This is a genomic window from Curtobacterium sp. VKM Ac-2922 (assembly GCF_022815645.1).
Classification (GTDB): Bacteria; Actinomycetota; Actinomycetes; order Actinomycetales; family Microbacteriaceae; genus Curtobacterium.
In genome coordinates, this window is sequence record NZ_JALGRO010000005.1 from 206,838 (window position 1) to 230,516 (window position 23,679).

Consider the following 23,679-nt stretch of genomic DNA (forward strand, 5'->3'; position numbering starts at 1 on the left):
CGCAGGACCGGACGGGAGGCCCGGGGCCGGGTCTGGGCGGATCGCCAGCGCAGACGGTGGGGACGTTCAGGTCGTGGTGGTCGCCGCCGCCGGGCCGAGTGCGGCCCGGAGCTCGGCGTGCGCCGGCTGTCGCCGGAGCACCACGACCGTGACGTCGTCGTCGTGGGGGACCTCGTCCGCCAGGTCGGAGAGCGCGGCGACGAGCGTCGCCGGCTCACGGTGACCGTGACGACGGGCGATCGCGGCGACGGCATCGACGGCGTCGTCGCGTCCGCCGAACAGGTCGAGCACCCCGTCGCTGAACGAGATGAGCAGGTCGCCGGGCTCGAGCCGGTCCGCGGTCGTCGCCCACTCGTCGCGGATCCCGAGGCCGAGCGGCAGGTCCACCGACCGCAGTCGTTCGACCCCGTCGTCGGCGCGCAGCACGAAGCTCAGCCCGTGGCCGGCGTCCGCCCAGCGCAGGGTGCCGTCGTCGTCGAGTCGGGCGTGGAACAGGGTCGTGAACGCGACGATGCCACCGCCGTCCTCGGCGCTCAGCCCGTCGGACGCGCGGCGCAGGGCCTCGGAGGGGTCGTCGACCGTGCGGGCGCTCCGCAGGGTCGTGCGGACGGCAGCGGCGATCAGCCCGGCACCGACGCCCTTGCCCATCACGTCGCCGAGCGTGACCGCCAGGCCGTGCTCGGTGGCGTACCAGTCGAAGAAGTCGCCGCCGACGCTCCGTGCGGGCAGGCATGCGCCGGCCACGTCGAGGTCACCGGCGGTGCGGACCCGGATCGCGTCGTCGTCGGGCGCGGCTTCGGGGATCACGCCCGAACCGGTGCGCGTGGGCAGCAGCGATCGCTGGACCTCGGCGGCGCGGGCGATCTCGGCCGCCATGGTCTTCTCGCGGCGTTCGGCCCGCCGCACGCTCGACCGGGCCTGTCGGGCGAGCTCGTGCACCACCACGGCGACCGTGCCGAACACCGTCGCGGTGATGCCCAGGCGGACGAGTTCGCTGATGCTCGGCACCATCGACGGCAGCAGCACGTACGGGGCCAGGATCACCGCGACCACACCGAGCACCGACCACAGGATCGTGCGCCAGCCGGACAGCGACGCCCACCAGACCACGGGCAGCACGACAAGCGAGGTGAAGACGGAGGTGTTCGCGCCCGTTCCCGTCCGCAGCAGTGCCATCGCGGCGAAGTCGAGCACCAGGACGACCGGCACCAGCCAGACCACGCGCGGCATCGCGGCGGCGACGGCTGCGACGACGGTGGCCACCGCTGCCACCAGGATGCTCGTCAGGAAGGTCCCGGTGTCCGTGGCCTGCATCGTCGGCACCAGGGCGCTGACCAGCACAGCGACGGCGAGCAGGACGCTGATCGGGACCTGTCGGACGAGGGCGCTGTCGGTGATGCTGGTTGGGCGAGACATGCTCAGACCAGATTAGTGGAACGGGACGTCCACCGCCGTGATGCTCAGCGCGGCCAGGTCGCGACGACGGCCACGGCGTTGAACAGCACGTGCGCCAGGATCGCGCCGCCGATGCGGCCGGTCATCGCGACCAGGGTGCCGGTCAGGGTGCCGAGCAGGAAGGTCGTGACGAAGACCTGCACACCACCGTTGGTCGTCGTCGCCGCGCCGAGCAGCAGGTGCAGCAGCGCGAACAGGAACGCGGTCAGCAGGACGGCCAGGAACCGGGTGCGCGGGGTGAGCTCGGCAGCCAGCCGCCGCTGGAACACCCCGCGGAAGAACACCTCTTCGAGCACCGGGCTGACCAGCACGATGCCGATCGCCGAGGTCACGAGCAGCCCGACCTGCGGTTCGCCGAGCGACGGAGCGGGCGTCAGGCCGGTCGTCCCCGTGAACGCGATCGACAGCGCGACGTCGACCACGCGGCAGATGATGACGATGCCGAGCGCGAAGACCGCGTCGCCGAGATCGAGACGGAAGCGTGACCTGAACGTCGAGCGGTCGCTGCGGCGCAGGACCCAGGCGACACCGGCCACCAGCGGCACCCACACCGCCAGGTCCGCGGCGAGCACCTGCAGGACCGGCGACGGGATGCCACCGGACCGGGTGAACCCGCCGACGACCCGGGCCAGGACGACCGCGACGCCGAGGGCGACCAGCAGCACGATCAGCTCGCGCTGGCGGGTGGTCGAGGGCTCGGTGGTGGGGCGGGCCGGCTCGGAGCTCATGCGGCAACCGTAGAGGACCGAGGCCGCCTGGCGCGGTGAACTCCCGAGAACCCCTCGGACATGTGGCACTATTTGAATGCCGTGTGCTGGGAGTATCCCGGTCTGCCTGTGTCGGGACCACAGGAACGGTTCGGATCGGGGAAGGCAGGCGCGTGGAGCTACGCGACTACATCACAGTGCTGCGCAAGGGATGGGTCCTCATCCTGGTGCTCGCACTCGTCGGAGTGGCAGCAGCGGCGGGGTTCTCCCTCGTCAAGAAGCCGGTCTACTCCGCATCTGCGCAGGTGTTCGTCTCCACGGAGACCTCCGGCAGCGCCAGTGACCTGGCCCAGGGCAACACCTTCACGCAGCAGCGCGTGCTGACGTACTCCAACCTGGTGTCGACGCCCATCGTGCTGCTGCCCGTCATCTCGACGCTGAAGCTCGACATGAACGCCGACCAGCTGGCGACGATGGTCAGCGCCACCGCGCCGACCAGCACCACGCTCATCTCGATCTCGGTCAACGACACGGACCCGGTGCAGGCAGCGAACATCGCGAACGCGACCTCGCAGAGCCTGACCAACGTCGTGCAGGACATCGAGGCCACCGACGCCAACGGCTCGAGCACGGTCAAGCTCACCCGCGTCAAGCAGGCCGACGTGCCGAGCAAGCCGATCAGCCCCAACGTGCCCGTCAACGTCGCCCTCGGGCTGCTGGTCGGGCTGGCGCTCGGCGTCGGCATCGCCGTGCTGCGCGAGACGCTCGACAACCGCGTGCGCACCGAGCTCGACGTCGAGAAGATCAGCGAGAAGCCGGTGGTCGGCGGCATCGCCTACGACAGCAAGGCCTCGGAGCGTCCGCTCATCGTGCAGGTCGACCCGCGCAGCCCACGTGCCGAGTCCTTCCGCACGCTCCGCACCAACCTGCAGTTCCTGGACCTGGGCACCGGTTCGCGCACCTTCGTGATGACCTCGTCGATGCAGTCCGAGGGCAAGAGCACCACGGTCGCCAACCTGGCCATCGCGCTCGACAGCGCCGGCTTCCGCGTCATCCTGATCGACGCCGACCTGCGCCGTCCCCGCGTCGCCGAGTACATGGACGTCGAGGGCAGCGCCGGTCTGACCGACGTGCTGATCGGTCGCGCCGAGCTCGAGGACGTCGCGCACCCCTGGGGTCGCGGCAACCTGGTCGTGCTGCCCGCCGGCCCGATCCCGCCGAACCCGTCCGAGCTGCTGGGCTCGCGGTCGATGCAGGAACTGATCGAGCGGCTCGAGGGCCAGTTCGACTACGTCCTGTTCGACGCGCCGCCGCTGCTGCCCGTCACCGACGCCGCGATCCTGTCGAAGAAGGCCTCGGGTGCGATCCTGGCGGTTGCCTCGGGCAAGACCCACAAGGGCCAGCTCGCCGCCGCCGTCGCCTCGCTCGAGAACGTCGGCGCACCGATCGCCGGGTTCGTCATCACGATGATGCCGGTCAAGGGTCCGGGCGCCTACGGCTACGGCCGCTACGGCTACGGCTACGGCTACGGCTACGGCAACGACGAGGAAGACGGCGCCGCCGCTGCCGACGCGGTCCGGCCGCCCAAGCGGATCGGCAGGAAGCTCAACGCCCTGCGCCGCGCGGAACGCTGATCGGAGCTGGGGGACATGGATGCTCGCCGGGGGACCCGAGGCCTCGGCCGGTCACTGCCGCGGACCACACTGGTGTGGATCGCCGTCGCGGTGGTCGCGCTGATCGTCGTCGACGTCGTGCTGGTCTCGCTGGCACTCGGTCGCACCGCGACCGCGCAGAACGGCCCAGCCGGGCCGATCCCCACCTTCTCGAGCAGCGCTCGTCCCAGCGTCACACCGACGCCCAGCGCCTCGGCCACGCCGTCGGCGGGTGTGGCAGACGATGCGTCAGCCAGCCGTCTGCTGTCCGCCGTCGACGGCAAGGAGGCATGGCGAGCCTCCAGGACGTCGTGTTCCGCCGGTAAGGCGGTGCTGGAGCACTCCGTGGACGGCGGGGCGACCTGGGTCGCCGTCGCGCTCGGCGACGACGTGCGCGCCCTGACGGGGCTGCGCGCCACCACGACCGGGGTCTCGGTCCTGGTCGGCGTGGGTGACGACTGCGCCGCGACCGTCCGGACGAGTGCCGACGACGGTGCGACCTGGGCAGCCGGTCAGCCCGGCGCTGCCGGCGCCGGGGTCACGGACACGGCGCTGCAGCTGAAGAGCGGGCGCATCGCGTCGCCGTGCACCGACCCCGTCGACGCCTACCAGGGGCAGTACACGACCCTGGTCGCGTGCTCGGACAGCGTCGCCTGGCGGAACGGGACCAGCGCGTGGGTGACGGCACCGATCGCGGGGATCCAGTCCATCGCCGACGCCGGCAACACCTACACGCTCGCGCGCACCGGCGCGGCCACCTGCGCCGGGGTCGAGGTCCTGAGCCTGCCGGCCGTCAAGGTCACCGCGTCGTCGGCGGTCAGCCCGGTCGGGTGCTGGACCGAGGGGACGAGCAGCGGGCCGGTCGCGATCGACCTGGCGGGCACGAGCCTGTGGGCGTGGGCCGGCGACACGGTTGCCGTGTCGGCGGACGGCGGGGCGTCGTGGTGACGGTGAGCCCGGGATGACCGCCGACGCGGTCCGGACGCCGCAGGCGCAGGGCACGACCGACGACTGGAGCCGCCGCTACTCGCGCGGCGTCCTGTTCACGGACCTGCTCGCCCTGATCTGGGTCGTGTTCGGCGTGCAGATCGCCTGGCTCGGGCTCGGGTCGAACCTGGCGACCAACACCGCAGATCTGCGCCTGAGCTACTTCGGCATCTCGATCCTGGTGATCGTCGTGTGGATGGGCGCACTGGCGCTGTACGACACCCGCGGGGACCGCGTGATCGGTGTCGGCAGCGCCGAGTACCGGCTGGTCGCCGACTCCAGCGTCCGGGTGTTCGGGCTGCTGGCGATCGCCGCGTTCCTGCTGCACGTCGACCTGGCCCGCGGCTACGTGCTGATCGCGTTCCCGATCGGCATCCTCGTCCTGCTGGTGTCGCGCTGGATGTGGCGCCAATGGCTCGTCGCACAGCGCAAGCGCGGGGCGTACTCGGCGCGCGTCCTGCTCGTGGGATCGCCGGCGAGCGTGCTGCACATCGGGCGGGAACTCGGCCGTTCGCCCGAGGCCGGCTACCAGGTCGTCGGTGCCGCGGTGTCCACCGGGCTGCGCGGACTGCTGCCCGGCTCGACGATCCAGAGCCACGGGGGATTCGACGACGTGAGTGCGGCGTTGCGTGAGACCGGCGCCGACACCGTCGTCATCACCAGCTCCGACGACCTGCCCCCTGAGCGCGTCCGCGAACTCAGCTGGTCGCTCGAGCCCGGCCGGCAGCACCTGGTGGTCGCTCCGAGCCTGACCGACATCGGTGGTCCGCGCATCCACACGCGCCCGGTGCAGGGACTGCCGCTGATCCACGTCGAGACGCCGACCTACTCGGGCCGCAAGCTCTACACCAAGCGTGCGTTCGACCTGATCGGGTCGGCGCTGCTGATCATCGTCCTGTCGCCGGTGCTGCTGGTCCTGGCCCTGCTCGTGAAGGCGACCTCGCCCGGGCCGGTGTTCTTCCTGCAGGAGCGCGTCGGGCTGAACGGTGGCACCTTCCACATGGTCAAGTTCCGCTCGATGGTCGTCGACGCCGAGGACCGCTTGCAGGAGCTCAGTGCGCTCGACCGTGCCGAGGGCAACGACGTGCTGTTCAAGATGCGCAACGACCCCCGGGTGACCCGAGTCGGGGCGTTCATGCGGCGCTACAGCCTGGACGAGGTGCCGCAGCTGTTCAACGTGGTCGAGGGCAAGATGTCCCTCGTGGGGCCGCGCCCGTCGTTGTCCGCCGAGGTCGCGCGGTACGAAACCCACGTCCACCGTAGATTCTTGGTGAAGCCCGGGCTGACAGGTCTGTGGCAGGTGAGCGGTAGGTCTGACCTTTCGTGGGAAGACTCGGTACGTCTCGACTTGTTCTACGTCGAGAACTGGTCGCTGGTGGGCGACTTGCTGATTCTCTGGCGCACCATCAAAGCCGTTGTCCGTAGCGACGGTGCTTACTGAGCACCCGCCTTGTCCAATCGAGAAAGTCGCGAAATGCCGCAACGCCATCCTGGCCCGCTGGGCGAACTCCAAACCCGGTCGCTCGGCGGTCTCCCACTCCTGATCGCAACCCCAGAGGACGCCTCTCGGGTGGTCGTGGCACTGAGCAGGTCGGAACACAATGGTGCAGCCGTGCATCTGCTGAACGCCTACTCGATCGCTCTCGCTCAGAGCGATGATCGATTCCGAAGCGCACTGCAAGGGGACGCGTGCAACTTCCCCGATGGGAAGCCGTTGAGCTGGGTCACTCGGTTCTCGAAGAGGCGTCTCCACCAAGTTCGTGGGCCCCAGTTCTTCCTCGACGTCATGGACACGGGCCGTGCCGCCGATGTCAGACACTTCCTGCTCGGAGGGTCCGACGACCTTCTCGTGAAGCTGCAAGAGAATCTGTGCGCAAAGTTTCCGGGCGTCCAGATTGTCGGGGTCTACAGCCCACCGTTCCGCACGCTGTCGAGCGACGAAGTTGCGACTCAGGACACCTTGATCAGGGAGTCTGGTGCGGACATCGTTTGGGTCGGGCTCGGGACGCCTAAGCAAGACCATGAGGTTCAGCGACTTGCGCTTGAACTCGGGAGCGTTGCTTGCGCGGTCGGTGCGGCTTTCGATTTCACCGCTGGCACCAAGCGAGAGGCGCCCGTGTGGATGACCTCAGCAGGACTCGAGTGGCTCTACCGCCTCTTGTCCGAGCCCAAGAGACTCTGGCGTCGATACCTCATCGGGAACTTCGTCTTCCTCGGCGCCGTCCTGCGGGACCACTAATTGGGTACGAAGAAGGTCGTCGTCATCAGCCAGGTGCCACCGCCGACGCACGGCTCGACGATCATGACCAAGATCCTCCTGGAGGTCCTGGCAGAGGACGGCCGCCGGACGAAGCTCGTTGACCGACGCTTCAGCAGAGCGGTGGACGAGGTTGGTGCGCTGTCGCTCCGAAAGATCGTCGCAGTGCCGTCACTCGTTCTCCGGCTGGCTCTGGCTGTCGTCCGCCGTCCCGATGCTTGCATCTTCTTCTGCACGAACAGATCGTTCTCTTTCCTCGTGGACGTCGTGCTGGGTGAAGTGCTTCGGCTGTTCCGTGTGCCGACTGTCAACTACGTGCACACCAGCGGTTACTCCGACCTTGCGGCCCGCGGGAAGGTCTGGCGGTGGATGGTGCAACGTCTCTTGTCGCACGGAGCAACCACGGTCTGCCTTGCTGATTCGTTGGTCGCCGACATCGCGCCCTTTGTCGGTAAGGGAACGATCGTCGTCATCGCAAACACGATCGACGACCGTCCTGACCGCCTTGCCGAAACACGTCGGCGGCCTGACGGTGTGAACACGAGCGGGCCGATCCTCTTCCTTTCGAACCTGCTGGAAGAGAAAGGCGCGGACGTGTTCGTCGACATGGCGATCACTCTCTGTGACCGCTCTGATCAGCTGACGTTTGCCCTCGTGGGGCAGCCGGCAGACCGAGCGCTGGCGGACGCGCTACAGCTGCGCGTCGTGCGCTCGGGCCACGCCTCGCGCGTGCAGTTCCTCGGGCCGAGATTCGGCGAGGACAAGTGGGACGTGCTCGCAGGAGCGCAACTCCTGGTGTTCCCGTCGCGGTATCGTTTCGAGGCGCAACCGCTGACCATCGTCGAGGCGTTCAGCCTTGGCGTGCCTGTGGTTGCTTCCGACGTGGGGGCTATAGGCGAGATGGTTGGCCCAGAGAACGGATATTTGTTGTCAGAGGCGACGGTCGACGAGGCGGTGCAAGCGGTCTCGCTGCTCGCGACCGACCCCGAGCGTCACCGGCTCGCGTCTGAGGGCGCGAGACGAGCGTTCGATCAGAAGTACTCCAAAGCCACTTTCCGTGCGGCCTGGAACGACGTCATCGAGTCCGTGCAGAAGGACGCAGCGTGAATCAGTCAGCTCCGCTGGTAGGGATCGGCACAGACGAGGAGCGGGCTGCCTTGGTGGCGTTCCGGTCCTTCCGCGGCATGCGTGAGACGCTGGCTGCCGATCTGCGTGCCAATCGAGGGGATCCGAAATCGCGGGTCGTGCTCATCGGATTCCGGATCTGTCAGTACCTCATCCGAGACCGAGCGCATCCACGTCGGCGGTCCTACCCAGCTGTAGCGATGTATCGGTTCGCGACCGAATTCATCCTCGGTATTGAACTCCGACCGAAGACGCGCGTGGGGCCGGGGCTCACAATCTTTCACGGAACAGGACTAGTTGTGAATGATCGCGCGCTGATCGGGACGGGAGTTGTATTGCGCAACGGGGTGGTCATCGGTCACAAGCGTCCTGAGCAGCACGCGCCGTTCCTGCGCGACTTCGTCGACATCGGGACCACAGCGCTCATCGTCGGAGCAGTCACCATCGGCCGAGGTGCGAGCGTCGGAGCAGGGGCAGTCGTCGTTCGAGACGTTCGTGAGGGAGACACGGTGGTCGGTAATCCGGCTCGGAGCGTCAACCCATGACCCGTGGCCGACCTGAACGAGATCTGGTGGTCTTTGCCTACGCCTACGCGGCTTCAGAGCGAGACGCCGTGGCCCGGGTCATCGGAGAGCTTGCATCTGAACTGCGTCGTCGCGGACGGAATGTGAGCGTGATCGGTATACCCGCGGAGTCGATCGTCTCCGCGGGTGGAAACGGGCTTGAGAAGATTCGCCGGTTGCGAAGCGAACTGTCGTTCATCTTCAGGCTCCTGGGCGTCGTCGTGCGGAAGGGCCATCGCCTTCAGGCTTTCGTGAGCGTCGATGTACCCTCTGGCCTGCCGCTGGTCGGGCTGTTCGCGCGACGTCTCAGCCGGGGGCGGGTCCGCGACGTTGCTTGGGTGATGGACCTGTACCGGCTGGCCGGACCGAGCAAGAACATCCTGACCCGCGCCCGAACATCCGTAGAGCTCATCGCCCTGCGGACGACCGCCGAGATCGTGACGATCGGATCTTGCATGGCCTCGCGAATAGAGAGACTGGCACATCGCCCAGCTGATGTCATCCCGCTGTGGCATCGCCAGATGGAGCGGCAGGCACGCTTTCGACAGTCCGGTGAGCCGCTCCGTCTGCTCTACTCGGGCTCCGCTCGGGAGCTCCACCCTCTGCAGGGGCTGATTGCCGCAGTTGCTGACCGACCCGGCGTTGAACTCCTCATCAGCGGCTCCGGCGCCGAAGTCGACCGTGCTCGGGACTGGCTCGCAGTTCGACCCGCAAGCAACATCACGATCGGGGGCTTTGTTCCTGAGACGGAACTCCAGCGATCGTACGGAGATGCCGACCTTCACGTCGTTGCGTTGTCCGAAGAGATGACCGGAACCTGCGTTCCGTCCAAGGTGTACGCCGCCATGTCAGCTGGGCGCGGAGTCTTCCACCTCGGTTCAGCCTCGGGCCAGGCTGCGCTCGACGTCATGCGCGCCGACGCTGGAGTCGTGGTGCCGACGGGTGACGTTGACAGCATCGGACGTGCCCTCGACTCGCTGCTTGCCGACTCGTCAGCTGTCGCGCGACAGGGAGAGAACGCTTCGTCCTTCTTCGATGGTCATCGCACAGTCAGTGCCGGCGCCGACGCATGGGAGCTCGTGTTGTATGGCGACGGCTTGACCACCAAAGTTGTGAGCTGATCTGTGCGCAGCTTGATCTGGTCGCTCATCGAGCGAGTCTTCCCGCGACTAGCAAGCGCACTCCTCATGGTGCTGCTGGCGCAGTACGTGACTCCCGTTGTCGTCGGTCTCTACGCATGGCCGATGCTTGTCTTGACCTTCTACTACTCAGCTCTCGACGGTGCCATCCGTCAGGTCGTGGTCCCGAGCTTCTCCAACAAGAACTCCTACGACTTCTTGCTGCGGTACAGGAGGTGGGCGAGCATTTGCGGCGTGGTCGCAATGACGGCCACGCTCGCCGTCCTCTGGCTGGTGTTCCCAACTAGTCTGCATCCGCAGATCGTCGCTCTCCTCCCACTGATCGTTGTGCCTGTGGCCAATTCGTACGCAATCATCCCTCTCGGTTTCCTGCAGCGCGCCGATCGCTGGCGGAGTCTTGCAAACCTGCAGCTGGGAGTTGCGGGACTCTCGCTCGTCGTGTCGCTGCCGGTGCTCTTCCTCACGAAGAGCCTGCTAGGCGCGGCCCTTCAGGTGCTCCTGGCGGAACTGCTCTTCGCGGTATTCGCCCATCGATCCGCGGTACGACTCGGAATGCTTCAGCACTTGCGCACTATCGGTGCTGGACGCACCCTGGCGGCGGAGTTCCGACATGCGTCGTGGTTCTTCATCCTGGGGTGGTTGCAGGGCCAGGCCGACCGGATTCTTCTCGGCGCGGTGGCAGGAACTGCGGCTCTCGGGTCCTACAACCTCGCCATGGCGGTCGCGCGCAATCCGGGCGACGCGGTGTCCTCATCGACCGCGAACGTTCTCCGGGTGCGACTCGATGGAGTCGAGGAGCTTCGCGAGGTCCGTACGAAGGCTGACCACCTGCTGATCCGCGCGGTGGCGCTCTCGGTGGTCTTGGTCGTCGCGTTGGACCTCGGAACCCGTTTCGTTCTCCGTCCCCTTCTCGACGACTCGTGGTCGAAGCCGCTTGAGGCGGTTTTCCCGGCTTCGCTGAGCATCCTCATCACCACCGTCACATGGTCGCTTGCACCGGTACTGATGGCGCGTGGCCGTCTGCGGTGGGGAGCTCCTATAAAAGTTGTGGGAGTAATTCTGGCGGTACCGATCGCTGTTGCTGCCGCCCACAGCATCGTTCTCGCGGCATGGTTCTTCCTTGCTAGAGAGCTCGTGCTGCTCCTGCTGCTCGTCGGCGCCTGCGGCAGAGCAACACCTGTTCGAGCGACTCTCCTGGCAGTCGGAGTCTCCCTGATCGGCGGAGCGGTGGTCGGGTTCCTCTGACCCCGCAGTGGCGAGTCGTCCGTTCCGCTACCCACACGGGACAAGAAAGTACTGAATCAAAACGACAAGTGCGTCGACGTCTCGAAGCTCATCGCGTGACTCGATACGGCCATTATTCTCCTCATCCTGAGCCCGTACTTTCACCGTCGACCCTGATTTCTCCGCAATTCAATGAATCGGCCCCTCGGACTGTGCCCGCGGCGAAAGCGTAATCCCGTGAACGAGAGTTCTTGGGGCGGTCAGCTCTGTAGCGCAATCACTCGATGATCACCGCCGAATCGAAGTCGCCCGTTGATCTCGGCAAGGGCAGGGCTCGCCGTTTGTGACTGTCGAGAGCAGATTGTCGTTGCGGCGCAGTCGTAAGTACGATTCCGGCGGCCCACCAGAACGGCACAGCGCCGAATGGTGCCTCGAGCACGACACCTAGAGAGGCCACGGGAAGTATTGCCAGCACAATCAGTGATGCTATTGCGATGACATCGTCCTCAGCGGCAACGCGAAGACGGCGGAAAACGGTCAAAACGAGGCTAAGGATTACCCCGCCCACCAGAAAGACCCCGACTAGGCCCATCCGAGCGTAGATGCCAATGAAGTAATTGTGCGGACTGCGAACGTTCTCGTATGTGGTGCCCTCGAGATAGGAGAGTGTTCCGGATTCCGACAGGAAGTCGTTCCCGAACCCGCTACCGAATATCTGCCGCGAGGGCGTCTCGTTTGTCCACTCAATGACCCGCGTCCACACAAGACGCCGAGCCTGTTCAGTCCCCTGGGCGCTCAGCTGCTGGGCTGTCGTCGCGGAGGATGAATCGATCGTCGCGACCAGACGTTGTCCCGGGCCGGTCTGGGGTAACACCACGATCGCGGCAGCGAGGGCTAGTGGAACGAGCATCTGGGAGAACAGTCTTCGGCCGCTTCTCGCAGGAGTTCCGGCGTAGAAGATCAGGTACGCGACCAACAAGGATGCAACCACGCTCAGCAGCCCAGCGCGAGACTGCAGGGAAAGGACGTCTGCGAGGGAGATGAAAATCGCGACGATCGGCCAGAAGCGTTTCTTCGTTCGGAAAGCGCGGAGCAGGAACATCCCGGATCCGATTCCGAGAACTGCCATGTCGATGTCTGGCCGGATCTGGAAGACCGCTGCAGCACCGCCGGCAAGCGGGAAGCCAGCGAATCGCGTGAAGATCGAGAAGGTGGCCCAGACGAGGTGCGCCGTCAGGGCGACCATGAACACTCGTGCCGAGCGGTCTCGTGCGAGCTTCGTTGACCGGGCGATGGACGCGGCGCTGACGAAGGCGAGGAATGAGTAGAGGAATGGGGCTGAGTCTCGGACCCAGTCGCCGATTGACACGTCCTGCGCCAGCGCGACCACGATTCGCGTCAGTACGTAGCAGAAGAACAGTGTTAATGGCAAGCCTGGACGGTCGCGAGCCACAAAGAGGTCTCGAGGGGCTTGACCGTTCCGCTGGCGGAGCAAGAACCACTGCGCGAGGCCCAGGAACAGGAGTACGTCGGTCAAGAAGACGGGCGATACACCGATGTACGATCCCCACCTTGTTGCTGCAAGAATCAGTGCAACCGCGGATGTGCCCACCACCACCTTGGGGACACGCGTGACACGATCCCCTGGCAGCATAGGGGAAACGTAGCATGGGGCGGGCAGATCAGGGACCGATCGTTCCCGTTTCAAGAGCGTGCGGCCTTAGCTCCGAGACGACCGGCGGGACAAGGCCTTCAACGCAACTCGGTCTCGGGCAGCAAGGTGCGCCAGCGCGTCCTCGAGAGCGCCGCCGAGCGTCCGAAGCTTCCGCGTCGGGGATCCGGCCGCCTGCATCGCCTCCGCGCGGTCGCCTGACAGCGTGGGGAACACGTGCTTGGCCAGCGCAGAGTAAGCCTCTTGCCACTCGCCCTCCGCAGCAGCTCGAGCGGACCAATCATGAGTTGCGGTCACCTGCTCTCGATGGCGGCGGAGCGCGGTCACTGGTCGCGATGTCCGCTCGAGGCGGAGTCCGCTGGCGGCAGCGCGAAGCCAAAGGTCATAATCTTCGGCGAGACAGACGCGATATCCCCCCAAACTCTTCACCGAGGCCGTCCGCGCAGACATCGTTGAGTGAGCCACAGGGTTCTCGACGAGCAGGGCTATCGGGAAGGCTAGGGGTGATATCGCGAGCGGCGGAGAGGGGTACGGAAGCGTCAACCCCGTGCCGAAATGGATGACGCCGCCGAACGTGAAGTCGGCACCGGAACGAAGTCGCTTGAGCTGAGCGCGAAAGCGTCCGGGAAGCGTGATGTCGTCAGCATCCATCCGCGCGACGAACTCACCCCGCGCCTCATCGAGCAGCGTGTTCAATGCCGATGCGACTCCTAGACCGGAAGAAGAACGCAGAACTTTGATCCGCTTGTCGTCGATGCTCGCAGCAACGTCGGCAGTTCCATCGTGGCTTCCGTCGTCCATCACCAAGACTTCGGAGTGTGCCGGGGCTGACCTGAGAGTTGAGGTCAGGGCCCTTTGGAGAGTCTTCGCTGCGTTTCGGGCAGGGATGACGACGGAGAGTTGCAACTCCGCTCCGATCCGTGCGAGTGACGTGGTGGGTCAGGGTGATCGTATCCGACTAGCTCGGCGACTGGGGAGCAGCCACCGACTGGGGCCACCGCGGGCGCAGCGCGGCGGAACGATTTTCGCGTCCTGGTTCCTGTACCCTTCGTCAGGATCGAAGGGGGTCTTCTGCATGAGCAGTCAAGTGGCCGCGCTACAACTGCGGGCGCAATCGAGCCTCCAGGAGTTGCATGCGGGCGTTACGAGCCTCATCCTGACCGACTTTCCTGACCATGGAAACATCGGTGACTCCGCAATTGCACTCGGTGAGCGACGTTTCTGGGATCAGTCCGGTATTCGGATGGCAAGAGTACAAAGCCAACCGACGTTGACCCGCGCGACTCTTCGAAGCACGATGACGATCGCGGTACACGGCGGTGGAAACATCGGTGGCTTGTATCCCGCCGCCGACGAACATCGTTACCGCCTCGCGTCGGCTCTGCCGCGGGGCACTGTCCTCATCCAGGAGCCGCAGACGGTGCACTTCGCGACAGAAGCCCGCCGCAGGGAGTTCGAGCAGCGGTTCGCTCGGCGCGAGAACACGAGGATCGCGGGTCGTGACGATCGGAGTGTCGAGGTACTCCGCCAGATGATGGACGATGTGGTCCTCAGTCCGGATCCGGTCCACCTGCTTGGGGAGCTTCCGGCTTTACCGCCAACTCAAGAGTTCGTTTACTTGCGCCGACGGGACGACGAGTCAGCTGGCCGGTTGCGGGAAGGAATCGACTGGCCCGATGACCCACGGGATCTGAATGCGTTGCGTTGGTGGGCGAATCGGTCGGCGGAGATGCCGCCCATCAGGCATCTGTTCCAGCGAAAGCCCAGTACCTGGATGCACAAAGCCGAACGACGACTCGAACGCGGCATCGCGTATTTGTCGCAGGGCGAAGTAATCGTGACTGATCGACTTCACGCCATGCTCCTGGGCCTCCAGATGGGGAGAAGGGTCATCGCTACCGACAACAGCTACGGCAAGCTGTCTGCGTACGCGCAAACTTGGCTCTCGGGCTTCGGCAGCCAACTGGAACTCCGGGAGAAAGCTTGACCACCCAAAGCTGGAGTTGTCGTCGTCCTGGTTTGCGGCCGTTATGCTGAGTGTTCGTTGCTTCTAGCCGGGATCGAGCACGGGCTCGATGCGGTCGATCAGACTCGGGGATTCATGACCAAGCGCGCGCTCATCACGGGCATCACGGGACAGGACGGTTCCTACCTGGCCGAGTTGCTGCTCCGCAAGGGGTACGAGGTCCACGGAGTGATCCGTCGGGCATCGACGTTCAACACATCGCGGATCGATCACCTGTACGTGGACCCGCACAACCCTGACGCGAAGCTGTACCTGCACTACGGGGACCTGGGCGACGGAGCGCGCCTGGTGAGCCTGCTCGCCGACCTCAAGCCCGACGAGGTCTACAATCTGGCCGCGCAGTCGCACGTGCGCGTCTCGTTCGACGAGCCCGAGCACACCGGCGACGTCACGGGTGTCGGCACGATGCGCATGCTCGAAGCGGTCCGAGTCTCCGGCATCCACACGCGCTTCTACCAGGCGTCGTCCTCGGAGATGTTCGGTGCGACGCCGCCACCGCAGAACGAGGAGACGCCGTTCTGGCCGCGCTCGCCGTACGGCGCCGCGAAGGTCTACAGCTACTGGGTCACGCGGAACTACCGCGAGGCGTACGGCATGTTCGCGGTGAACGGCATCCTGTTCAACCACGAGTCGCCCCGTCGTGGTGAGACGTTCGTCACGCGCAAGATCACGCGTGCCGTTGCCCGGATCAAGGCGGGCGTCGAGGACCACATCTACCTCGGCAACCTCGACTCGGTGCGTGACTGGGGCTACGCGGCCGAGTACGTCGAGGGCATGTGGCGGATGCTGCAGGTCGACGAGCCGGACGACTTCGTGCTGGCCACCGGCGGCGACTTCACCGTCAAGGACTTCCTGTCCACCGCCTTCTCGCACGCCGGCCTGAACTGGGAGGACCACGTCCGCTTCGATGAGCGCTACCTGCGCCCGAGTGAGGTCGACGCCCTGGTGGGCGATGCGTCGAAGGCCAAGGAGAAGCTCGGCTGGGAGGCGACGGTCGACACCGCCGAACTCGCTCGCATCATGGTCGACGCCGACATCGAGGCCCTCGAGCACGAAGGTCGCCCGTGGATCGACACCGTCCGTCTGCAGAGCTGGGAGTCCTGATGGCCGAGATCGACTTCACCCCCGGCCCGGTGGACCGCAGCGACCGGGTCTACGTCGCCGGCCACCGTGGACTCGTCGGATCGGCTGTCGCACGGAAGCTCGATGCTGAGGGCTTCACCGACGTCATCGGTCGCTCTTCCTCGGAACTCGACCTGAAGAACCGCGACGCGGTCTTCCGGTTCTTCGCCGACGAGCAGCCGAAGCACGTCGTCCTCGCCGCGGCGAAGGTCGGCGGGATCATGGCGAACAACACCTATCCGCATGACTTCCTCAGCGAGAACCTGCAGATCCAGGTCAACGTGATGGACGCCGCCGTCGAGCACGGCGTCGAGCGCCTCGTGTTCCTCGGCTCGTCGTGCATCTACCCGAAGCTCGCCGAGCAGCCCATCCACGAGGACGCGCTGCTGACAGGTCACCTGGAGCCGACGAACGACGCGTACGCGATCGCGAAGATCGCGGGCATCCTCCAGGTGCAGGCGGTGCGTCGCCAGCACGGCCTGCCGTGGATCTCGGCGATGCCGACGAACCTGTACGGGCCCGGCGACAACTTCTCGCCGCAGGGCTCCCACGTGCTCCCCGCCCTGATCCGTCGGTACGACGAAGCCGCGCGTTCCGGTGCCGACCGGGTCGAGAACTGGGGGACCGGGACGCCTCGGCGCGAGTTCCTGCACGTCGACGACATGGCAGCGGCGGTCTTCCACCTGCTGGAGCACTACGACGGCCCGGACCAGGTCAACGTCGGTACCGGATCGGACGTCACGATCCGCGAGATCGCCGAGACCATCGCGAGGATCGTGGGGTTCGAGGGCGAGACGCTCTGGGACACCAGCAAGCCCGACGGAACGCCGCAGAAGCTCCTCGACGTGTCCAAGCTGGCGGATGCGGGGTGGACGTCGCAGATCGGACTCGAGGAAGGCCTCCGGAGCACGGTCGAGTGGTACCGCGAACACGCGGACACCGTGCGCCAGTGACCTCGACGGCAACTCCGCGACCCTAGGATCAACCCATGTCCGACCAGCCCGAGTCAGGACGCACTGCAGCACGTCGGGGGTCTGGGGCCCGCGTTGTCCTGTGGGTCGTCCTCGCCCTCGTCCTCCTGCTGATCTTCGCCGTCGCGTGGGTGGGTATCCGTGGTGTCCTGGCGAAGGGGCATCTGGAACGCGCCGTCGGTGACGTCGACACCCTGCGGACGCAGCTCACCAGCGGGGACACCGCTGCCGTGCAGAAGACCGCCAAGCACCTGCAGGACGAAGCGGGTGCGGCCCGGTCGCTGACCGGAGACCCGATCTGGGGTGCGTCGCAGTACGTGCCGTTCTTCGGGACGAACCTGCGCGCGGTGCGGCAGGTCTCCGTGGTGGTCGACGACGTCGCTCGGAACGCGGTGACGCCGGTCTCCAGCGTCGTCGGCAAGTTCAGCACCGACAGCTTCGCGCCGAAGAACGGCAAGATCGACCTGCAGCCGATCGAGGACGCGCAACCAGCCGTCGCGAAGGCGACATCGACCCTGCAGCGCGCGGAACGTGATGCCGAGGCGATCGACACGAGCGACACGCTGTCGCCGGTCACCACCGCCGTCGGGCAGCTCCGGAACGCCCTGCAATCGGCCTCGACCCAGGCCACGGCGGCAAACCGCATCGTCCAGCTCGCACCCGCGATGCTCGGACACGACGGTGACCGGAACTACCTGCTGCTGTTCCAGAACAACGCCGAGTTGCGCGCGGGCGGGGGGATCCCGGGAGCCGTGGCTCGCCTCCAGGTCGAGGACGGACACATCAGCCTCACGAACCAGGCTGCCGGTTCGTCGTTCGGACCGTACGACCAGCCGGTGCTACCGCTGGCAGCAGACACCGCGAGCCTGTACGGCTCGATCACCGGCGAGTACATGCAGGACGTCACGCTCACCCCGCGCTTCGACGTGTCAGCGCAGCTGGCGCGCGCGATGTGGAAGCAGAAGTTCGGCGAGCAGGTCGACGGCGTGCTGGCCATCGATCCCGTCACGTTGAGCTACATCCTGCGGGCGACCGGTCCGGTGCAGCTACCGACCGGCGACACGCTGACCTCGGACAACGCCGTCAAGCTGCTGCTGAGCGACGTCTACAGCAAGTACCCGGACCCGAGCGTCCAGGACGCGTTCTTCGCCTCCGCCGCCAGCGCAGTGTTCGAGAAGGTGTCGAGCGGCACGTTCGACACCAAGCAGTTCATCGGCGCGCTGACCCAGGGCGCCGACGAGGACCGACTCCGGCTGTGGAGCGCTGACGACAGCGAGCAGCAGCTGATCGACGGCACCCCGGTGTCCGGTGCCCTGCCGAGCGTGTCCAAGGCCACCCGGCAGTTCGGCGTCTACCTGAACGACGGCACCGGAGCGAAGATGGACTTCTACCTCGACAAGACGGTGTCGGTCGGCGCCTCGGTCTGTCGGAAGGACGGCCGGCCGACGTCGGTCGTGCAGGTCACCATCAAGAACACCGCACCCGCAGATGCGGCCACGAGCCTGCCCGAGTACGTCACCGGCGGCGGCAACTTCGGCACCGAGCCCGGCACGATCAAGACACTGATCGCCGTCTACGCGCCCACGAACGCGCTCTACCTCGGGTCCACACAGGGCGGCAAGCAGGTCGGAGTGCAGACGGCCAGCGACGGCGGTCACCCGGTGGCGCAGCTGCAGACGATGCTCGCCCCGGGGCAGAGCACGACGTTCCGTGTGGCGTTCCTGGGTGAGGCGAAGTACGCCAAGGCCGGCGTGCAGGCGATGTCGACCCCGGGCGTCCGGCAGAGCAAGGTCCTGCCACTGACGTTCGACTGCGCCGACCCGACCAAGGGCTGACGGCGCGAACCATATGCCCACCGCGCCGCCACAGGGCGCTCGGACGAGACGTGTTCGTCCAAGATGCGCGGCGTTCGGTGCCCCCATTCCGGGGGTCGCCGGGTCAACCTGCTCGATCGGACAGTGGGTTGTTCACCTGGTGCACAGGTACTTGCTGACGCCTGAGCCCACACAAAAAGTGCTTTTGATCAGGGGTTTCGACGGAATTACCGGCGTGGCGAGGGTGACTACCGATGCCGACGCGCCCGAACTGTGACCTCGAGTTAACGAGATCGACGCACAGAACATGACAACGAACTGGGAAAAGCCGATACATTGAGTGAACTTCGCCAATAACGCCCGCCATCATCACCAACGGCCTGGGCACGATGCGGCGAGGGAGCGGGCTCTGGTTCCAGGGTCTGGATGATCAGATCACTAGGGGAAACTTCATGAAGAAGCTCATTGCTGCTGTCGTGCTGGCTGGGGCCGCACTGCTCGCAACGCCGGCCGTCGCCAACGCTGCCGGTTACACGCCCGACTCCGATGTCTCCGTCTCCGGCAGCTACACCGCCGGTGGCACCGCTGCCGTGAGCTTCACGCCGGGTGCCTTCCAGGACAACGAGACCGTCAACGTCCAGGTCACCGGCGCCGGCGCCGTCACCCTGGGTGCGCTGCCGACCACGACCGTCTCGAAGTCCTACACGGCTTCGTCCGACGGCTCGCTCGTCGTCCGCGTCACCTTCCCGGCCGGCGCGTCGGGCACCTACAACCTGACCGCCACCGGCGCCACCTCGGGCGTCGTCGGCCTGGCCTCGTTCACCGTCGCTCCGGCTGACGCTGCGGTTGCCACCGGCTCGAACGGCACCAACGGCACCCTCGCCTTCACCGGTGGCACCATCTCCGCTCTGGCCCTCTGGGTCGGCGGCGGCGCTGTCGTCCTCGGTGGTGGCCTGCTCGTGGTCCGCGGCTCGGTCCGTCGCCAGCGCGAGACCGTCTGAGTCTCGACACACTGAACGAAGCCCCCGCAGCCGTCTGGCTGCGGGGGCTTCGTCATGCTCGGGGTGGACGCGGGGCAGGTCACCGCGTGAGCAGCGCCAACACCACCAGCACGACCGCGGCGACACCGACGACCGCCAGCACGATGTACAGCCACGGCGGTGTCCGCCCGGGCCGCTTCAGCTGACGCGGGGGCTGGTTGCGGTTGTCCATGCGCCGGAGTGTGCAGCACCAACCTGTGCGCCACACGGCTCAGCCAAGCGACGCACATGAGCCCCTGCGCATTCCCGATCCGCCCGGGTTTGTGGACGGTGTCCAGATCGCGAGTACCCCGTGCAGGAGATGTACCCCGAAACACATTGGTACCAGCCCGGAAACACAGGGCTCCACCTGTCCCGCGCATTGACAACTCCCGTGAATCCACGGGAGCGCTCGTGTCACCCGGGGTGCAGGACATAGCGTTGGGGTCATCAGGACACGTACCCCGTATCGCGAAGGAGCAGCGACATGAGCATGACCGAGACCCACCCCGCCGTGGCCGAGGTGACCCTCGACACGGAGACCATCGAGGTCATCGCTGCGATCGAAGCCCAGGTCGTCACCTCCGCCGCTCCGCAGCGCGCACGGATCCTCTGGACCCGCCCCGACACCGGCCTGTGGGCAGCGAACTACGGCGGCTACTACGGCGGCACGGTCGACAAGCAGGGCTCGCACTACTTCGTGTCGGACACCTTCGGCCAGTACGTCGGCGACTTCCGCTCACTCGACGAAGCCCAGGCCCGCCTCGCTGAGCGACTGCACACCGTCCTGCCGGACGTCATCCGCTCCTGACCCCGGTCCGACCGCACGATCAACGCCCCGCCGCACTCCGGCGGGGCTTCGTCGTTCCCATGGCGACCACGCCCAGCACCACCACGCCCAGCAGCGCACCGATGACCGCGCCGCTGGTGTTCGCGAGCACGTCGTCGAACGACGCGAACCGCGCCGGCAGGAACAGCGCCTGCCCGATCTCGATCGCCGAGCTCACCACCAGCCCGGCCACGCAGCCCACCCACCACGCGCGGGTCCCCAGCCGCAGCACGACGAGCAACCCGAGCGGCACGAAGAACAGCACGTTCGCGCTGAACTCCAGCGCCCCGTAGCCGAACCACGCGGGGACGCCGACACGGTGCACCAGGTCCAGCACGCGCAGGATCACCGGGTGGGCACCGGCGTCGACGGGGGAGCCCCAGTACCCCACCACCAGCACGCCCAGGCCGTACAGCACCAGCAGCGTCGTCGCGAGCCGCCGACTGCGCGGCGTCGGAGCGACGGCACGGGTCCGCAGCGCGGCGAGCACCAGGGCGCCGAGCAGTACCCCGACCGCGCACGCCACGATCCCGGAGGCCCAGGTCCGGCCCGGCGTGCCACCCTGCGCCGCGCGGATGCTCACGACCAGCACGCAGGCGACCGCGGCCCACGCGGACGCGCGCCACCCGGTGACGGCAGACGACCCGCGCCCGGCTGCCGCGACGAGCGCGGGGAGCGGGACGGTGACCGCCGTCACGGCCATCGCGGTGACGAAGCCGTCCTCGACGGTCAGGAGGCCGTGCCCGACACCCCGCAGCGCTGCGACCCCGGTACGGAACAGCGCCACCGCCTCGCTCGCCACCCCGGGCAGCGTCGCGGCCACCAGGACGGCCAGCACCGCCAGGCCCAGCACGAGGCGGGCGATCACGGCCGTCCGGGACAAGGTCACGAGGGTCGACGCTACCGGTGCCGGGCGGGAACCCGGACTGCCAGGGCCCCGCGGATGGCGGACAGCAGGTCTCGGTCACCGCCGTCGCACGGCGGACGTGATCCGTGCCTCCAGTCTGCTGTCGTGGCCCGTGGGGGTGTGTCGAGCCGCGTCAGAACAGCGTGTCGGTGCCGCGCAGCTCGGCGGTGCCGGCCGGATCCACGGGTTCGATCAGCTGCGGGCCGTCGTTCCGGACGCTGTTGACAGTGCGGGCGACCTCGTACTGCGTCAGACCTGCTGCGACCTCGAGCGACTCGTGGTCCAGCAGCGCCAGCAGGTCGTCCGCCGCCAGCTCACCGCCCAGCCAGTCGTCGTAGCCGTCGGGAGTCAGGAACGCCGGCATCCGATCGTGGACCTCGCCCGGGGCGACGTGGGCGTCCCGCGTGATGATCGCCAGCGAGAGCTTCCACTTGTCGGGGTCGTCCTCGGGCTTGGTCGGGTCGGGCCAGGCGCTCACGACGCCGGCCATCGCGAGCGCCCCGCCGGGTTCGTGCACGAAGTGGGGTTCCTTGCCGTCCTCGCGCACGACCCACTCGTAGTAGCCCTGCGCGGGGACGATGCACCGGTTCGTCAGGAAGGCCCGCTTGAACATGCCGCTCGTGGCCACGGTCTCGATGCGGGCGTTGATCGGCTTCGGACGTTGCTTCGCGAAGTCCTTCGCCCAGGTCGGCACGAAGCCCCAGCTGATGCGGGGGAGTTCGCGCTCGCCGTGACGCTGCCGGACGGCGTACACGGGGTCGGTCGGCGCGACGTTCCAGCTCGGGGCCAGGCCGGCGTGCACCTCGCCCGAGTCCGGGTCGACGTACTCGGTCCCCGAGGCGAGCTCGGCCAGGAGCTCCGGAAGCAGGTCAGCGGTGGTGTCGGAGACGACGAAGCGGCCACACATGCGCCCAGTGTGCCCCGTCCCACCGACGCCCGTGCCGTGCCGCGGCGCGTGCCCGTGCCGTGCCGCCGCGCGTGCCCGTGCGCGTGCCCGTGCGCGTGCCGCCGCGCGTGCCGAGTCTCGGCGCAGCGGACAGTTCGCGCCGGCCGGATGCCGCAAGGTGTCCGCGGGGCCGAGTCTCGTTACGGCGAGTGGCGAGTGGCGAGTGGCGAGCGGCAAGTGGGGGTGGCGAGTGGCGAGCGGCAAGCGGCGGCGGTGCGGCGTGGTTCGTCCTGCGGGTTGGCCGATCTGGTCGGTGGAACCCGGGGATCGCGGACCAGATCGGCCAACCTGCAGGGGGAACCCGTCCGGGTCCGGGGGCGGCTCTGTGGCCCGCGGGATCAGGTCGGTGCGCTGGACAGGCGCTCACGGCGGCGGGGTGGGGTCGGCGGGGCGAGGCCAGCGGGGCCAAGCGGGGCGGGGCGGCGAGACTCGGCGATGCGGACAGTTCGCGCCGTCGGGATGCCGTGCGGGGTCCGCGGGGCCGAGTCTCGGCGATGCGGACAGTTCGCGCCGTCGGGATGCCGTGCGGGGTCCGCAGAGCCGAGACTCGGCGATGCGGTCAGGTTGCGCCGTCGGGATGCCGTGCGGGGTCCGCGGGGCCGAGACTCGGTGGTGCGGACAGGTTGCGCCGTCGGGATGCCGTGCGGGGTCCGCGGGGCCGAGTCTCGTCAGAGGGATGCGGCCTCGCGGCGGGCGCGCTCGGCACGGCCCAGGCGCGTCAGCATCGAGGGCAGGTTGCCGGCGTAGACGAGCATGAGCACCGGCCACACGTGCGCGGACCCGACGACCGCGAAGCTGATCGCCGCCAGCACCCCGCCGGCGACGAGTGCCGTTCCCCGCGTCAGGTCCACGATGACGCCGCGGCGGTACAGCGCGGTGTCGATCAGGACGGCCTCGCGGTCCTCGGGCGCGATCGCCGGTGGCCGGACCGCCAGGTAGCGCTGGATCGACGACCGGACGGTGCGGGCCGTGTCGGGGCGGACCTGCCGGCCGTTGATCGTCGCGACGGGCTCGGACCGCCCCGACAGAGGACAGCACGCGAACGCGACCAGACCGACCCCGAGCGCCAGCAGCAGCACGATGACCGTGGCGCCACCGGGCCGCAGTCCGGTCCAGTGCCGGCCGAGCTCGAACACGGTCATCCCGGCCGCGGCGACCGCCATCGCCGCGAGCGCCACCCCGAACGCGCGGCGCACGCGAGCCGGGGACACCGCGTCACCGACCTGCTGCCAGTACGTCTGCCAACCGAGTCGCAGCACGGGCG

The 23,679-nt window shown here is 67.4% G+C and carries 22 protein-coding genes; 14 read left to right on the forward strand and 8 right to left on the reverse strand.

Annotated elements, in window-relative coordinates:
• Positions 1 to 66: 66 nt before the first annotated feature.
• Positions 67 to 1,416, reverse strand: coding sequence for a PP2C family protein-serine/threonine phosphatase (locus tag MT346_RS08140; protein WP_243562355.1), 1,350 nt, complete (start codon positions 1,414 to 1,416; stop codon positions 67 to 69).
• 44 nt (positions 1,417 to 1,460) lie between these two features.
• Positions 1,461 to 2,183 carry a CPBP family intramembrane glutamic endopeptidase gene (locus MT346_RS08145; RefSeq protein ID WP_243562357.1) on the reverse strand — a complete coding sequence of 241 codons (723 nt, stop codon included), beginning with the start codon at positions 2,181 to 2,183 and terminating at the stop codon, positions 1,461 to 1,463.
• A gap of 152 nt (positions 2,184 to 2,335) precedes the next feature.
• Here MT346_RS08145 and MT346_RS08150 point away from each other — a divergent pair, with 152 nt between their 5' ends.
• The 8 genes from MT346_RS08150 (at position 2,336) to MT346_RS08185 (ending at position 11,130) form a co-directional block, all read left to right on the forward strand.
• Entirely contained in the window at positions 2,336 to 3,796 is a 1,461-nt protein-coding gene (locus MT346_RS08150) for a polysaccharide biosynthesis tyrosine autokinase (RefSeq protein WP_243562359.1), read from the forward strand.
• Positions 3,797 to 3,868: 72 nt separating this feature from the next.
• The gene (locus tag MT346_RS08155; protein WP_243562361.1) at positions 3,869 to 4,762 is read left to right on the forward strand and encodes a hypothetical protein; all 894 of its coding nucleotides are present in this window, start codon (positions 3,869 to 3,871) and stop codon (positions 4,760 to 4,762) included.
• Between the two features lie 13 nt (positions 4,763 to 4,775).
• Positions 4,776 to 6,242, forward strand: coding sequence for a sugar transferase (locus tag MT346_RS08160; RefSeq protein WP_243562362.1), 1,467 nt, complete (start codon positions 4,776 to 4,778; stop codon positions 6,240 to 6,242).
• Positions 6,243 to 6,413: 171 nt separating this feature from the next.
• Positions 6,414 to 7,040 carry a WecB/TagA/CpsF family glycosyltransferase gene (locus tag MT346_RS08165; protein WP_243562364.1) on the forward strand — a complete coding sequence of 209 codons (627 nt, stop codon included), beginning with the start codon at positions 6,414 to 6,416 and terminating at the stop codon, positions 7,038 to 7,040.
• A 63-nt stretch (positions 7,041 to 7,103) separates the two neighbouring features.
• A complete protein-coding gene (locus MT346_RS08170) occupies positions 7,104 to 8,165 on the forward strand; it encodes a glycosyltransferase family 4 protein (protein WP_243562365.1) in 1,062 nt (353 codons plus the stop codon).
• Complete coding sequence (locus MT346_RS08175) at positions 8,162 to 8,728, forward strand: serine O-acetyltransferase (protein ID WP_243562366.1); 567 nt, start codon at positions 8,162 to 8,164, stop codon at positions 8,726 to 8,728. Before MT346_RS08170 ends, MT346_RS08175 begins: the two co-directional genes overlap by 4 nt.
• Complete coding sequence (locus tag MT346_RS08180) at positions 8,725 to 9,867, forward strand: glycosyltransferase (protein ID WP_243562368.1); 1,143 nt, start codon at positions 8,725 to 8,727, stop codon at positions 9,865 to 9,867. The genes MT346_RS08175 and MT346_RS08180 overlap by 4 nt, the downstream gene beginning before the upstream one ends.
• A gap of 12 nt (positions 9,868 to 9,879) precedes the next feature.
• Entirely contained in the window at positions 9,880 to 11,130 is a 1,251-nt protein-coding gene (locus MT346_RS08185) for an oligosaccharide flippase family protein (protein WP_243562369.1), read from the forward strand.
• Positions 11,131 to 11,386: 256 nt separating this feature from the next.
• Here the strand turns inward: MT346_RS08185 and MT346_RS08190 are convergent, their stop codons facing one another.
• On the reverse strand, positions 11,387 to 12,763 hold the full coding sequence (locus tag MT346_RS08190; RefSeq protein ID WP_243562371.1) for an O-antigen ligase: 1,377 nt from the start codon (positions 12,761 to 12,763) through the stop codon (positions 11,387 to 11,389).
• Positions 12,764 to 12,829: 66 nt separating this feature from the next.
• The gene (locus MT346_RS08195; protein ID WP_243562373.1) at positions 12,830 to 13,687 is read right to left on the reverse strand and encodes a glycosyltransferase family 2 protein; all 858 of its coding nucleotides are present in this window, start codon (positions 13,685 to 13,687) and stop codon (positions 12,830 to 12,832) included.
• Positions 13,688 to 13,856: 169 nt separating this feature from the next.
• On the opposite strand from MT346_RS08195, the gene MT346_RS08200 reads away from it, so the two are divergent.
• The 5 genes from MT346_RS08200 (at position 13,857) to MT346_RS08220 (ending at position 19,715) form a co-directional block, all read left to right on the forward strand.
• Positions 13,857 to 14,768, forward strand: a complete 912-nt coding sequence (locus MT346_RS08200; RefSeq protein ID WP_243562374.1) for a polysaccharide pyruvyl transferase family protein — start codon at positions 13,857 to 13,859, stop codon at positions 14,766 to 14,768.
• Positions 14,769 to 14,882: 114 nt separating this feature from the next.
• Positions 14,883 to 15,911 carry a GDP-mannose 4,6-dehydratase gene (gmd, locus tag MT346_RS08205; RefSeq protein WP_243562376.1) on the forward strand — a complete coding sequence of 343 codons (1,029 nt, stop codon included), beginning with the start codon at positions 14,883 to 14,885 and terminating at the stop codon, positions 15,909 to 15,911.
• Complete coding sequence (locus MT346_RS08210; RefSeq protein ID WP_243562378.1) at positions 15,911 to 16,882, forward strand: GDP-L-fucose synthase; 972 nt, start codon at positions 15,911 to 15,913, stop codon at positions 16,880 to 16,882. The genes gmd and MT346_RS08210 overlap by 1 nt, the downstream gene beginning before the upstream one ends.
• Positions 16,883 to 16,917: 35 nt before the next feature.
• Entirely contained in the window at positions 16,918 to 18,735 is a 1,818-nt protein-coding gene (locus MT346_RS08215) for a DUF4012 domain-containing protein (RefSeq protein ID WP_243562380.1), read from the forward strand.
• 431 nt (positions 18,736 to 19,166) lie between these two features.
• Complete coding sequence (locus tag MT346_RS08220) at positions 19,167 to 19,715, forward strand: sortase (protein WP_243562382.1); 549 nt, start codon at positions 19,167 to 19,169, stop codon at positions 19,713 to 19,715.
• Positions 19,716 to 19,794: 79 nt separating this feature from the next.
• On the opposite strand, the gene MT346_RS18040 is transcribed toward MT346_RS08220, so the two are convergent.
• Entirely contained in the window at positions 19,795 to 19,926 is a 132-nt protein-coding gene (locus MT346_RS18040) for a hypothetical protein (RefSeq protein ID WP_279396832.1), read from the reverse strand.
• Between the two features lie 294 nt (positions 19,927 to 20,220).
• On the opposite strand from MT346_RS18040, the gene MT346_RS08225 reads away from it, so the two are divergent.
• A complete protein-coding gene (locus MT346_RS08225) occupies positions 20,221 to 20,544 on the forward strand; it encodes a hypothetical protein (protein WP_243562383.1) in 324 nt (107 codons plus the stop codon).
• Positions 20,545 to 20,563: 19 nt separating this feature from the next.
• Here MT346_RS08225 and MT346_RS08230 read toward each other — a convergent pair whose 3' ends face one another.
• From MT346_RS08230 to MT346_RS08240, 3 genes are all read right to left on the reverse strand, one after another.
• Positions 20,564 to 21,451: a VanZ family protein gene (locus MT346_RS08230; protein ID WP_243562385.1), complete on the reverse strand. Its 888-nt coding sequence runs from the start codon at positions 21,449 to 21,451 to the stop codon at positions 20,564 to 20,566.
• A gap of 151 nt (positions 21,452 to 21,602) precedes the next feature.
• On the reverse strand, positions 21,603 to 22,376 hold the full coding sequence (locus MT346_RS08235; RefSeq protein WP_243562387.1) for an SOS response-associated peptidase: 774 nt from the start codon (positions 22,374 to 22,376) through the stop codon (positions 21,603 to 21,605).
• Positions 22,377 to 23,083: 707 nt separating this feature from the next.
• Entirely contained in the window at positions 23,084 to 23,674 is a 591-nt protein-coding gene (locus MT346_RS08240; protein WP_243562389.1) for a hypothetical protein, read from the reverse strand.
• Positions 23,675 to 23,679 lie beyond the last annotated feature (5 nt).